The organism is Pseudomonas sp. FP1740, assembly GCF_030687165.1.
Classification (GTDB): domain Bacteria; phylum Pseudomonadota; class Gammaproteobacteria; order Pseudomonadales; family Pseudomonadaceae; genus Aquipseudomonas.
In genome coordinates, this window is sequence record NZ_CP117461.1 from 2,671,808 (window position 1) to 2,685,122 (window position 13,315).

Below are 13,315 nucleotides of genomic sequence, written 5' to 3' on the forward strand. Positions count from 1 at the left end.
CAGTGTGGCGGCGTCTACTATCCTTGCAAGGCGGTAGACGCTGGATGACCCGCATGGGGTCATTTTTTTTCATTGAATGCTTCGTGGGTGCTTTTTGCCATGGAAATCGATGCACTGCTGCAGATTCTGGCCAGCCGCCATGGCTCCGATCTTTACCTGTCCACGGGCGCGCCACCCAGCGCGAAATTTGACGGTGTGCTCAAAGCCCTGACCGATCAACCGTTCAAGCCGGGAGAAGTGGCGGCCATTGCCGCGTCCATCATGGACGCCGAACAACGCCTGGAGTTCGATCGGGACCTGGAAATGAACCTGGCGCTTTCCCTGGCCGGGGTCGGGCGTTTCCGGCTCAATATCTTCAAGCAGCGCAATGATGTGTCCATCGTGGCGCGCAACATCAAACTCGACATTCCACGCTTCGAAGACCTCAAGCTGCCGCCGGTGCTGCTCGAAACGGTGATGCTCAAACAGGGGTTGATACTGTTCGTCGGGTCGACCGGCTCCGGCAAGTCGACCTCGCTGGCGGCATTGGTCGACTACCGCAACCGCCATAGTAGCGGCCATATCATCACCATCGAAGACCCCGTCGAGTTTATCCATCGGCACAAAAAGTCGATCGTCAATCAGCGCGAGGTCGGCGTCGATACCCGCAGTTTCCACGCCGCGCTGAAAAACACGTTGCGCCAGGCGCCGGACGTGGTGTTGATCGGCGAAATCCGTGACCGCGAGACTATGGAGCATGCGCTGGCGTTTGCCGATACCGGTCATCTGGTAATTTCCACGTTGCATGCGCACAACGCCAATCAGGCGCTGGACCGCGTGATTAACTTCTTTCCCGAAGAGCGCCGGGGGCAGTTGCTCAACGACCTGGGCAACAACCTCAAAGCGTTTGTGTCCCAGCGTCTGGTGCGTACCCGCGACGGGCAGCGCCGGGCGGCGGTGGAGGTGATGCTGGGCACACCAACCATCGGCGACCTGATCCGGCGCAATGAGTTTGGCGAACTCAAGGGGATCATGGAGAAGTCTTCAGAGGTGGGAATGCAGACGTTTGACGGGGCGCTGTTCGCGCTGTTTGCCGAGGGCGCAATCGATGAGGCAGAGGCGTTGAAACATGCTGATTCGGTGAACAACTTGCGCTTGCGCCTGAAATTGCACGCCGAGGCCACGCCCGGTCCCCATTCACCGCCGGGGGAATGGGGGTTGATGGACTGAAGGGGCCGACGCTGATCAAAAATGTGCGGGCTTGCTCCCACAGTAGATCGACGGCGTCAGTCGTTCAGTTCGGGGCGGTTTCGAAATTGCTCCAGGGCTTCGGGGTTGGCCAGTGCATCGGTGTTCTTCACCTTCTGGCCATGCACCACGTTGCGCACCGCCAGTTCGACAACCTTGCCGCTGATGGTCCGCGGAATGTCCGTCACCGCGACAATCTTCGCCGGCACATGCCGTGGCGTGGTGTTGGCGCGGATGACCTGGCGGATCTGTTGTTGCAGCACTTCGTCCAGCTCGACGCCTTCGCGCAAGCGCACGAACAGCACCACTCGCACGTCATCCTGCCATTGCTGACCGATGGCGACGCTGTCCAGCACCTGCGGGACTTTCTCCACCTGACGGTAGATTTCCGCCGTGCCGATGCGTACGCCGCCGGGGTTGAGCACCGCGTCGGAGCGGCCGTGGATCAGCATGCCACCATGGGGCAGTTGTTCGGCGTAATCGCCCTGGGCCCAGACACCGGGGAACAGGCTGAAATATGAGGCGCGCAGCTTTTCCTGTTGCGGGTCGTTCCACAAGCCGATGGGCATGGCCGGAAAATGTCGGGTGCACACCAGTTCGCCTTTTTCACCGATCACAGGCTTGCCATCGTCGTTCCACACTTCGACCGCCATGCCCAGGCTCTTGCATTGCATCTCACCACGGCGCACCGGCAGGACCGGGTTGCCAATCACAAAGCACGAAACGATATCAGTACCACCGGACATCGAAGACAGGCACAGGTCGGACTTGAATACGCGGTAGACGTAATCGAAGCTTTGCGGCGACAGCGCCGAGCCGGTGGACAGGATGGTTCTCAGGCTGCTCAGGTCATGACTTTCGCACGGCTTCAAGCCATTGCTTTCCAGCGCTGTGAGGAATTTCGGGCTGGTGCCGAAGACATTGAGGCGTTCGTCGTCGATCAGGTCGATCAAGCGCTCCGGCCCTGGATGAAACGGCGAGCCGTCGTACAGCACCACGGCGCTGCCGACGGCCAGCGCCGAGACCAGCCAATTCCACATCATCCAGCCGCAGGTGGTGTAGTAGAACAGACGGTCACCGGCGCCGAGGTCGGTGTGCAGGCCATGTTCCTTGACGTGTTGCAGCAGCACGCCGCCGGTGCCGTGCACAATGCACTTCGGTACGCCGGTGGTGCCGCTGGAGTAGAGGATGTACAGCGGATGGGCGAAAGGCACGGGAACGAATTGCGGCTCGCCGCCCGGGCCGTAAAAATCGTCCCACAGCGTCACGTTGGCCTGGCAGCGGAAATCCTCGATGCGCGCTTGAGGACGCGCATAAGGCACAACAATCAATTGCTGCAAGGACGGCAACTGTCCGAGGATTTCATTGACCTTGGTGGTCTGGTCGATCTCTTTGCCGGCGTAGCGGTAGCCGGCGCAGGTGATCAGCACTTTTGGTTCGATCTGGCCGAAGCGATCGATCACCCCGTGGGTGCCGAAATCTGGTGAAGAACAGGACCAGATCGCGCCCAGGCTGGTGGTGGCGAGCATGGCCACCAGGGTTTGCCAGGTGTTCGGCATGCACGCCGCCACGCGGTCGCCGAGGCCGACACCGGCGGCTTTCAGGCTATTTTGAAAACCGGCGACGTGGCTTGCCAGTTCGGCCCAGGTCAGTTGTTCCCGTTGGCCATTTTCACCGATGGCGACCACTGCCACGGCATCGTCGCGACGGCGCAGCAGGTGTTCGGCGAAGTTCAAGGTAGCGCCGGGGAACCACTGGGCGCTGGGCATTTGCGCGCCCTCGATCAGCACCGCATCTGGCTGATCGTGAAAACGGATGTCAAAGAAATCGACGATGGCCTGCCAGAAGGCTTCCCGCTGGTCGATGCTCCATTGGTGCAGGGCAGGGTAGTCGGCGATCCCAAGGGTGTGTCGCTGATTGACGAAACGCCGGAAGGCCTCCATGCGGGACTTGCCGATGCGCTCGGTGCCGGGTTGCCAGAGGATGTCGGACATGGCTTGGCCTCTTTTTCTTATGTCTACACACAGTCTACTGTGGCGAGGGGGCTTGCCCCCGTTGGGTCGCGAAGCGGCCCCCGGATAGACGCCGCACTTTCGATGCACAGTCAGTCGCTGGCGACTGCTTCGCAGCCGAACGGGGGCAAGCCCCCTCGCCACAGAACTCCCTCGCCACAGGGGTGGGCGGCAGGCTACTGCGCCAACCACCCACCATCTATATTCCACGCCGCGCCACGCACCTGGCTACCGGCTTCGCTGCATAAAAACAGCACCAACTCACCCAGCTGCGGCGGCGTCACGAATTCCAGGGAGGGCTGTTTCTCGGCCAGCAAGTCGTGTTGCGCCTGCTGCGGATCGATCCCGGTCGCGGCGCGATCATCAATCTGCTTCTGCACCAGCGGCGTCAGCACCCAGCCTGGGCAAATGGCGTTGCAGGTAACGTTGGTGGTGGCAGTTTCCAGGCCGACCACTTTGGTCAGGCCGATCACGCCATGCTTGGCCGCGACATACGCCGCTTTGCCCACCGAACCGACCTGGCCGTGCACTGAAGCGATGTTGATGATGCGTCCCCAGCCCTTGGTACGCATGCCCGGCAGGCTCAAGCGGGTGCTGTGGAACACCGACGACAGATTGATCGCAATAATCGAGTCCCAGCGCTCCACCGGAAAATCTTCCACCGCCGCCACGTGCTGGATGCCGGCGTTGTTGACCAGGATATCCACGCCGCCGAACTCACGCTCGGCGTACTCGATCATGTCGGCGATCTGCGCCGGGTCGCTGACGTCGGCCGGGTGATGCCCGACCTTGCCGCCGAATTGTTCGACCTCAGCGATCACCGTCGACGCATCGCCGAAACCGTTGAGGATCAGGTTGGCGCCAGCCTTGGCCAGGCTCAGGGCGATCCCCAGACCGATGCCGCTGGTGGAACCGGTGACCAGTGCGGTCTTGCCCGAAAGAGTCGTCATGAATACCTCACACAATGCCAGTGGCGTAGAAAGTGCCGATCACCACAAAAACAGCGAGTGTCTTGATCAGCGTAATACAGAAAATGTCTTTGTAGGCCTCGCGGTGGGTCAACCCGGTGACCGCCAGCAAGGTAATCACCGCGCCGTTGTGCGGCAGAGTGTCCATGCCGCCACTGGCCATCGCGGCGACCCGGTGCAGCACTTCCAGCGGAATATTGGCGGCGTGGGCAGCGCTGATGAAACTCTCGGACATCGCCGCCAAAGCGATGCTCATACCGCCTGACGCCGAGCCGGTGATGCCGGCCAGCAAGGTTACGGTGATCGCTTCGTTGACCAACGGGTTGGGAATGCTCTTGAGCCAGTCGGCCAGCACCAGGAAGCCTGGCAACGACGCGATCACCGCCCCGAAACCGTATTCCGATGCAGTATTCATCGCTGCCAGCAATGCGCCGCTGACCGCACTTTTACTGCCTTCGGCCAACCGGCCGCGAATAGCCTGAAAGCCGAACACCAGCACCATGACGATGCCCACCAGCAAGGCTGCCTGGACCGCCCAGATCGCCGTCAGCTTGGCGATGTCGGTGGTTACGGGAGCGGCCATGCCCGGCAGCGAAAGGCTGTGGGTCTTGCCGTACCACAGTGGAATCCAGCGGGTGAACAGCAGGTTCATCAGGCCCACCATCAACAGCGGTGACAGCGCGATCCACGGGTTGGGCAGTTTGATGTCCGGCGCGGTTTCCGGCTCGTTGCGCAGCTCTGAACCGTAACCCTCACCCGTGCGCTGGGCCTTGTTGCGCTGGCGCTGCAGAAACAGCATGCCGGCACAGAACACGAAAATCGTGCCGATCACACCCAGCCACGGCGCCGCCCAGGCAGTAGTGTTGAAGAAGGTGCTGGGGATGATGTTCTGGATCTGCGGCGTGCCAGGCAGGGCGTCCATGGTGAACGAGAACGCGCCGAGGGCGATGGTCGCCGGGATCAGGCGTTTGGGAATACTGCTCTGGCGGAACATCTCGGCGGCAAACGGGTACACCGCAAACACCACCACAAACAGCGACACACCGCCGTACGTGAGCAGGGCGCAGACCAGCACGATCACCAGCATCGCCTGGCGAGTGCCGAGCAAGCGAATCGCCGCCGCGACGATGGAGCGGGAGAAACCCGACAACTCGATCAGCTTGCCGAACACCGCGCCGAGCAGGAACACCGGGAAATACAGTTTGACGAAGCCGACCATTTTTTCCATGAACACCCCGGTGAAGACGGGGGCAACGGCGGAAGGGTCGGTGAACAGGACGGCGCCGAGGGCGGCGATCGGGGCAAAGAGGATAACGCTGTAGCCACGGTAAGCAGCCACCATCAGCAGCGCGAGGGCTGCCAAGGCAATGATCACACTCATGGTGTGTCTCTCCAGAATTGTTATTTTTGTAGGGTGAAGCTTGGTGGAAGGGCTATAGCGGGTTTCGTGCCAAATATCTAAGTTATTGAAATTTAAGGGGATTATTCGTTTGTGAGCCAGTTTTGTTGATTTTTGTCTCTGTATTGAGACTTTTGGCGATTGTGCTGACGCTTTCGCGGGCAAGACGATCGTGTATGAGCGAAACTTTCCGGCGAAGAGGAGCTATCTCTAAATGGAGATCGATGTCTCTTTACAGAGACTCTGCAATTCCCAGCGCCGCCATCTTCTTGTACAACGTCGACCGCCCCAGCCCCAACCGCGCCGCCGCTTCGATCACCTTCCCACCGCATTGCGCGAGGGTCGATTCAATCAACTGCCGATCAAACCGTTCGCGAGCCTCACTGAAGGTTTCATGGGTAATCGGCTCAAGGGGCAGAGGCGCCGCACGCTCCACCGGGGTAAAGCTGCCAATCGCCGCGCGGATATCCGCCGCGTTCAGCATCAAGTCATCACTGAGCAGCGCCGCCCGTTCCAGCACGTTGCGCAGTTCACGAATGTTCCCCGGCCAGGCGTGTTGCCCCAACAATTCCAGGGCTTCGGGGTTCAATTCGTGCTGGCTGCGCAGCTCCTCAAGGATCGCTTCACTGAGGGCCGGCAGATCGTCGAGGCGATCACGCAGGGGCGGGACCTGGATCGGCAGCACGTTGAGGCGGTAATACAGATCGGCGCGAAACTCGCCGCGTTTGATTGCCGCCACCAGATCGGTGGAGGTGGCGGCGATCACTCGCACATCACTCTGAATCACTTCGTTGGAGCCCACCGGTTCGAATTCCTTCTCCTGCAACACCCGTAGCAACTTGCTTTGCAGCGGCAGCGGCATGTCGCCGATTTCGTCGAGAAACAGCGTGCCGCCCTGGGCGATTTGCAACTTGCCGGCGCGGCCCTTGCGATCGGCGCCGGTGAACGCGCCGGGCGCGGTGCCGAAGAACTCGGCTTCCAGCAGCGACTCGGGAATCGCTGCGCTGTTGATGCTGACGAAGGCTTTATGCGCCCGGGGTGATGCGCCGTGGATCGCCTGGGCCAGCAGTTCCTTGCCGGTGCCGGTTTCACCGAGCAACAACACCGGCGACTCTGCACTGGCGCTGCGTCGGGCGCGGCGTTTGACTTCGAGGCTGGCGGCGCTGGTGCCGATGAAGTGCGCGAAGTTGTACTTGGTCTGTCGCGCCCGCAGCAGCGAGCGGGTGGACGCCAGTTCTTCCTGCATGCTCAGGTAGCGCTTGAGCATTGGCGACAGGCTGCGCAATTCGTCGAACAGGGCAAAACCGATGGCGCCGATCACCGCGCCGGCATCGTCGTGAATTGGCAGGCGCATCACCACCAGCGGTTCCTTGGGGGTGTCTTGCATGTCCAGCAGGATCGGCCGTCCGGTGCGCACCACCTCGCGCAACAGGCTGCCGGGGATCACGCTTTCACAGGCCCTGCCGATGGCACCTGCGGCCGACTCCAGGCCGAATCGCCGGGCATAGCGCTCGTTCATCCAGACAATGTTCGCATCGCGGTCGACAATCACCGTGCCTTCGCTCGATTGCTCGATGATCTCGAACAGCGAGCGGATCGCCAGGGTGCGAACGCGCTGGTAGTCCTTGAGGCTTTCGGTGGTGTTCATCGGGGTGTCCATTTTTGGAAATCAAGATCAAAAGATCGCAGGGATTATGCCAACCCCGGATGCGCCGCCGCCAACAGCTCTTTGGTGTACGGGTGCTGCGGTGATTCGAACACCGTGTGGCTGGCGCCGCTTTCCACCACTTTGCCGTCCTTGATCACGATCATGTCGTGGGCCAGGGCACGCACCACCGCCAGGTCGTGGCTGATGAACAGGTAGGTCAGGCCATATTTCTCCTGAAGCTGGCGGAGCAGGGCGACCACTTGTTTTTGCACCGTGCGATCGAGCGCCGAGGTCGGTTCGTCGAGCAGGATCAACGCCGGTTTGAGCACCAGCGCGCGGGCAATGGCAATGCGTTGGCGCTGCCCGCCGGAAAATTCGTGCGGGTAGCGATGACGGCTTTGCGGATCGAGGCCGACTTCTTCCAGCACCCGGATTACCTGGGCTTCGCATTGGGCAGGGGTGGACTGGCTATGGACCTCAAGGCCTTCACTGATGATCTGCGCCACGGACATTCGCGGGCTGAGGCTGCCGAACGGGTCCTGGAACACCACCTGCATCTTCTTGCGCCATGGTCGCAGTTGCTTTTGCGTCAGGCCATCCAGCGCCTGCCCCTGAAAGCGAATGCTGCCTTCGGAATCAAGCAAGCGCAGGATCGCCTGACCGAGCGTGGACTTGCCTGAACCGGACTCACCGACGATGCCCAGGGTCTTGCCGCGCTGAACGTTCAGGCTGATGCCGTCCACTGCGCGCAGGTACGTCTTACGCTGGAACAGCCCGCCACCGAGGGTGAACTGCACTTGCAGATTCTCCACTTCCAGCACGTTTTCACGCTCGTCCCGGGGCAGGGCTTCACCTTCCGGCTCGGCGTTCAGCAGCACACAGCTGTAAGGGTGTTTCGGCTCGGTGAACAGCGTTTCGCAAGGTGCCTGCTCGACGATTTCCCCGGCGTGCATCACGCACACCCGCTGGGCCATGCTGCGCACCAGATTGAGGTCGTGGCTGATCAGCAGCAGCGACATGCCAAGCTGCTGTTGCAGGGATTTGAGCAGGCGCAGGATCTTGCGCTGCACCGTCACATCCAGCGCGGTGGTCGGCTCGTCGGCGATCAGCAATTCCGGTTCGCAGGCCAGGGCCATGGCGATCATCACCCGTTGTCGCTGGCCGCCGGACAGTTGATGAGGGTAGGCCTTGAGCCGCTCTTCGGGCTTCTGGATGCCCACCAGTTGCAGCAATTCGAGAATCCGCGCTTGCGCCGCTTTGCCACCCAGCCCTTTGTGCAGCAGCAGGGTTTCGCCGATCTGTTTTTCGATGCTGTGCAGCGGATTGAGGGAGGTCATCGGCTCCTGGAATATGATCGCGATCCGGTTACCGCGCAGTTCGCGCAAGACGTTAGCGTCGGCGCCGATCAATTCCTGGCCGCGATAGCGAATGCTGCCGGTGGTTTGCGTACCGTTTTCGGGCAGCAGTTGCAGGATCGAGTGGGCGGTCACCGACTTGCCGGATCCGGACTCGCCGACCAGCGCCAGGCATTCGCCGGGGTGGATGTCCAGGCACAGGTTGCGCACCACGGTCTGGCCACTGAAGGCTACATTGAGGTCACGGATTTCGATCAGGTTGTCAGTCATATCACCAGTCCGCTTCAAGAACGAGGGTCAAAGGCATCACGCAACGCCTCGCCAATGAACACCAGCAAAGAAAGAATCAGCGCCAGGGTGAAAAACGCCGTCAGCCCCAGCCACGGCGCTTGCAGGTTCTGCTTGCCTTGGCCGATCAATTCGCCCAGGGACGCACTGCCGGCCGGCATGCCGAAACCGAGGAAATCCAGCGCCGTGAGGGTGGAAATCGCCCCGGTCAGGATGAACGGCAGATAGCTCAGGGTCGCATTCATCGCATTGGGCAGAATGTGCCGCACGATCACCTTGCGGTCGGTCAGGCCCAGCGCACGGGCGGCCTTGACGTATTCCAGGTTACGGCCGCGCAGGAACTCGGCGCGCACTACGTCCACCAGCGCCAGCCAGGAAAACAGCGCCATGATCCCCAACAGCCACCAGAAATTCGGCTCGACGAAGCCCGACAGGATGATCAGAAGGTACAGCACCGGCAGCCCCGACCAGACTTCCTGCAAGCGCTGACCAAGCAAGTCGACCCAGCCGCCGTAATAGCCCTGCAATGCACCGGCGGCGATACCGATCAAGGCGCTGATAAACGTCAGCATCAGCGCAAACAGGATCGACACCCGTGCCCCGAAAATCACTCGCGCCAGCACGTCCCGGGCCTGATCGTCGGTGCCCAGCCAATTGACCTTCGACGGCGGACTTGGCGCCGGTTGATTGAGATCGTAATTGGGCGTGTCGTCGCTGAACGGGATCGGCGCAAACAGCATCCAGCCGTCGCCCTTGTGAATCAGCTTCTGCACGTAATCGCTGCGGAAATCGGCCTGAAACGGCAGCTGGCCGCCGAACTCTTGCTCGGTGTGGCGTTTGAACGCCGGGAAGTACAGCGAGCCCTGATAACTGACCACCAGCGGTTGGTCATTGGCGATCAGTTCGCCGCCCAGGGTCAGCAGGAACAGGCCGATAAACAACCACAACGACCACCAGCCCCGGCGGTTTTTCTTGAAGCGTTCGAAACGGCGACGGCCCAGCGGCGAAAGCTTGAACATCAGGCGTTCCTCGCGGCGAAGTCGATACGCGGGTCGACCAGGGTGTAGCACAGGTCACCGATGATTTTTATCAGCAGGCCGAACAAGGTGAAGATGAACAGCGAACCGAATACCACCGGATAGTCCCGCGATACCGCCGCTTCGTAACTCATGCGACCCAGGCCATCGAGGGAGAAAATCACTTCGATCAGCAGCGAGCCGGCGAAGAAAACGCTGATAAAGGCCTGGGGAATTCCCGAGACCACCAGCAGCATGGCGTTGCGAAACACATGGCCGTAAAGCACCTGGCGTTCGCTCAAGCCCTTGGCTCGGGCGGTGACCACGTACTGGCGGGTGATTTCATTGAGGAAGGAATTTTTGGTGAGGATGGTCAGGGTCGCGAAGCCGCCGACCACCAACGCCGTTACTGGCAGTACCAGGTGCCAGAAGTAATCGGCGATCTTGCCCACCGTCGACAGCGACTCGAAATTGTCCGAGACCAGGCCGCGCACCGGAAACCAGTTCAACGAGGTGCCACCGGCGAAGACCACGATCAGGAACATTGCGAACAGGAACGCCGGCATTGCGTAACCGATGATGATCGCGGTACTGCTCCAGATATCGAAATGACTGCCGTGGTGCACGGCCTTGCGGATGCCCAGCGGAATCGACACCAAATAAGTGATCAACGTCGCCCAGAGCCCGAGGGAAATGGTCACCGGCATTTTATCCAGGATCAGGTCGGTGACCGTGGCGCCGCGAAAAAAGCTCTTGCCGAAGTCGAGGTGGGCGTAGCTCTTGAGCATCAGCCACAAGCGTTCCGGTGCTGGCTTGTCAAAGCCGTATTGCTTTTCGATCTCCTTGATCAGCTGCGGATCGAGCCCACGGCTGGCCCGAGAGCTGCCGTGCATGGTCTCACTGGAACCGCCGCCGACACTTGCGCCACCGATGCCTTGCAGGTGTGCGATGGCCTGTTCCACCGGGCCACCGGGCGCGGCCTGGACGATGGCGAAGTTGACCAGAAGAATGATCACTAAAGTCGGGATGATCAGCAGCAAGCGCCGCAGTACGTAAGCCCACATCAGTGCGACCCTCCGGATTTGCCGCGCTTGATGAGTTCGGCGGTCATCTGTTCGTTGGTCAGGGGTGTGGAGCTGACTTCCCACCAACTCTCGATGGCTTCGTCATTGCTTGCTTGTACAGAGGGAATGCCGAAGCGGTTCCACCACACGGTCGAACTGCCGGGCGGGTAATAGTTGGGAATCCAATAGAAGTTCCATTGCAGGACACGGTCCAGGGCATGGGCGTAGCGCAGCATGTCGGCCTGGGTGTTGGCGCGGACCAGGCCGTTGATCAACGTATCGACCGCCGGGTTCTTCAGCACCATGTAGTTGTTGGAGCCCGGATCGCTGGCCGCTGCCGAGCCAAAGTAGTTGTACAGCTCGTTACCCGGCGAGTTGGTGACCGGGTAGCCGGTGACGATCATGTCGTAGTCCCGGGACATCAGGCGGTTGACGTACTGGGAGGCATCGATGCGCCGAATGTTCAGGTCGATGCCGATTTGTTTCAGGGTGCGCTTGTAAGGCAGCAGCAATCGGTCCATGCCGTTCTGGCTGATCAGGAAGGTGAAGCTCAGCGGTTGACCTTCGGCGTTGACCAGTTGATCGCCATCGGGTTTCCAACCGGCCTGTTCGAGCAGGTCCAGGGCTTGCAACTGTTTGTCGCGAATCACGCCGCTGCCATCGGTTTTCGGTGCTTCGAAGACCTGAGTGAAGACTTCGTCGGGGATCTGCCCGCGCAGCGGTTCGAGAATCGCCCGCTCACCCGCGTCGGGCAGTTGTCGGGCGGCGAGGTCGGTGTTGGAAAAGAAGCTCTGCTGGCGGATGTACAGGTCGCGCATCATCTGCCGGTTGCTCCACTCGAAATCCCAGAGCATGGCCAGCGCCTGGCGCACGCGGCGGTCCTGGAATATCGGGTTCTGCAGATTGAACACAAAGCCTTGGGACGGTTGTGGTGCCTGCGTTGCCAAGTGGGCTTTTTGCAGACGACCGTCCCTCAGGGCCGGACTCTCGTAGCCAATGGAGTAGGCGGTGGCGGAGAATTCGCGGTTGTAGTCATAGGCGCCGCCACGCAGGACCTGACGGGCGACGTCGGTGTCGCCGAAGTACTCGATGCTGAAATGATCGAAGTTGTAGAGGCCGCGACTGACCGGTAAATCCCTGGCCCACCAGTCGGCGTTACGCTCGAAGGTGATGCTGCGCCCGGAGTCGACCTTGCTCACGCGGTACGGCCCGCTGCCCAGCGGCGGCTCGTAACCGCCACCGTTGGCGAAGTCGCGGGTTTTCCACCAGTGTTCGGGAAGCACCGGCAAAGTGGCGATGTCGAGGGGCAGGGTGCGGTTCTCGTTGCTCTTGAAGTCGAACCGAATGGTTCGTGGCGATTCCACTTCGACGCCTTTGACGTCGGCGAATTGCGTGCGATAGCGCAGGCTGCCCTGGGTCATCAACAGGTCGAAGGTGTAGCGCACGTCTTCGGCGGTGATCGGCTTGCCATCGGCGAAACGGGCCTTCGGGTTCAGGTAGAAACGCAGGGACAGTCCATCGTCGGAACGCTCCATCTGCTGCGCTACCAGTCCGTACACGGTGTAGGGTTCGTCCAGTGAGCGCACAGCCAGGGGCGAGTAGATCAAGCCATCGACTTGTGTGACGCCAATCCCTTTGTCGATGTACGGCAGGATGTGGTCGAAATGACCGATTTCCAGCGCCGAGCGACGCATCGTGCCGCCCTTGGGCGCTTGCGGGTTGGTGTAGTCGAAATGACTGAAACCGGCGGGATACTTCGCCGGTTCACCGTACACGGTCAACGCCTGTTGCGGTTCAGCGTTCACACCGGCGGCGCCCAACAGCAGGGCCACGGCAGTGAACAGTAAAGTGGGGAAAGCCAGTCGCATTGTCAGCCTTAGAGCCGGGTGATCGATAAGCACAATTTGTACGCTAGCGGCGCGTCCCTCGCCAGCCGTATCACGTAACGAAAACACAACGGCCCACCAAAAGGCGGGCCGTTGTGGAGAAAACTCAGGGGTTGATCAGTCCTGACGGCTGGTCACTTCCAGCAGGTGGTAACCGAACTGGGTCTTGACCGGGCCTTGCACCACGTTGATCGGCGCGCTGAAAACCACGGTGTCGAATTCCTTGACCATCTGGCCTGGACCGAACGAACCCAGGTCACCGCCCTGGCGGCTCGATGGGCAGCTGGAGTTGGCTTTGGCGACTTCGGCGAAATCGGCGCCGGCTTCGATCTGGGCCTTGAGTTCGTTGCACTTGGCTTCGCTGGAAACCAGGATGTGGCGGGCGGTGGCTTTGGCCATGGGAAAATACTCCATTCAATGTTCAGTAAAGTGCGGAGCCTACCGGATTCAGA

10 protein-coding genes are annotated in these 13,315 nt (G+C 60.8%); 1 reads left to right on the forward strand and 9 read right to left on the reverse strand.

All coding sequences use genetic code 11. The annotated features are described in order from the left end of the window. The first annotated feature begins 99 nt into the window (after window positions 1-99). Window positions 100-1,209, forward strand: a complete 1,110-nt coding sequence (locus PSH69_RS12180) for a PilT/PilU family type 4a pilus ATPase (RefSeq protein WP_305412200.1) — start codon at window positions 100-102, stop codon at window positions 1,207-1,209. Between the two features lie 56 nt (window positions 1,210-1,265). Here PSH69_RS12180 and PSH69_RS12185 read toward each other — a convergent pair whose 3' ends face one another. From PSH69_RS12185 to PSH69_RS12225, 9 genes are all read right to left on the reverse strand, one after another. Next, window positions 1,266-3,221 carry an acetoacetate--CoA ligase gene (locus PSH69_RS12185; RefSeq protein WP_305412202.1) on the reverse strand — a complete coding sequence of 652 codons (1,956 nt, stop codon included), beginning with the start codon at window positions 3,219-3,221 and terminating at the stop codon, window positions 1,266-1,268. Window positions 3,222-3,415: 194 nt separating this feature from the next. Continuing rightward, on the reverse strand, window positions 3,416-4,189 hold the full coding sequence (hbdH, locus tag PSH69_RS12190; RefSeq protein WP_018927665.1) for a 3-hydroxybutyrate dehydrogenase: 774 nt from the start codon (window positions 4,187-4,189) through the stop codon (window positions 3,416-3,418). Between the two features lie 7 nt (window positions 4,190-4,196). Beyond that, the gene (locus PSH69_RS12195) at window positions 4,197-5,588 is read right to left on the reverse strand and encodes a GntP family permease (RefSeq protein ID WP_305412206.1); all 1,392 of its coding nucleotides are present in this window, start codon (window positions 5,586-5,588) and stop codon (window positions 4,197-4,199) included. Between the two features lie 250 nt (window positions 5,589-5,838). Then, entirely contained in the window at window positions 5,839-7,254 is a 1,416-nt protein-coding gene (locus tag PSH69_RS12200; RefSeq protein ID WP_305412208.1) for a sigma-54-dependent Fis family transcriptional regulator, read from the reverse strand. A 44-nt stretch (window positions 7,255-7,298) separates the two neighbouring features. Then, entirely contained in the window at window positions 7,299-8,879 is a 1,581-nt protein-coding gene (locus PSH69_RS12205) for an ABC transporter ATP-binding protein (protein WP_064617098.1), read from the reverse strand. A gap of 14 nt (window positions 8,880-8,893) precedes the next feature. Beyond that, window positions 8,894-9,916: an ABC transporter permease gene (locus tag PSH69_RS12210; RefSeq protein ID WP_305412210.1), complete on the reverse strand. Its 1,023-nt coding sequence runs from the start codon at window positions 9,914-9,916 to the stop codon at window positions 8,894-8,896. Then, entirely contained in the window at window positions 9,916-10,977 is a 1,062-nt protein-coding gene (locus tag PSH69_RS12215) for a microcin C ABC transporter permease YejB (protein ID WP_096480592.1), read from the reverse strand. The genes PSH69_RS12210 and PSH69_RS12215 overlap by 1 nt, the downstream gene beginning before the upstream one ends. Next, window positions 10,977-12,845, reverse strand: coding sequence for an extracellular solute-binding protein (locus PSH69_RS12220; protein ID WP_305412213.1), 1,869 nt, complete (start codon window positions 12,843-12,845; stop codon window positions 10,977-10,979). Before PSH69_RS12220 ends, PSH69_RS12215 begins: the two co-directional genes overlap by 1 nt. Before the next feature lie 135 nt (window positions 12,846-12,980). Continuing rightward, a complete protein-coding gene (locus tag PSH69_RS12225) occupies window positions 12,981-13,262 on the reverse strand; it encodes a peptidylprolyl isomerase (protein WP_007933754.1) in 282 nt (93 codons plus the stop codon). Window positions 13,263-13,315: the final 53 nt, after the last annotated feature.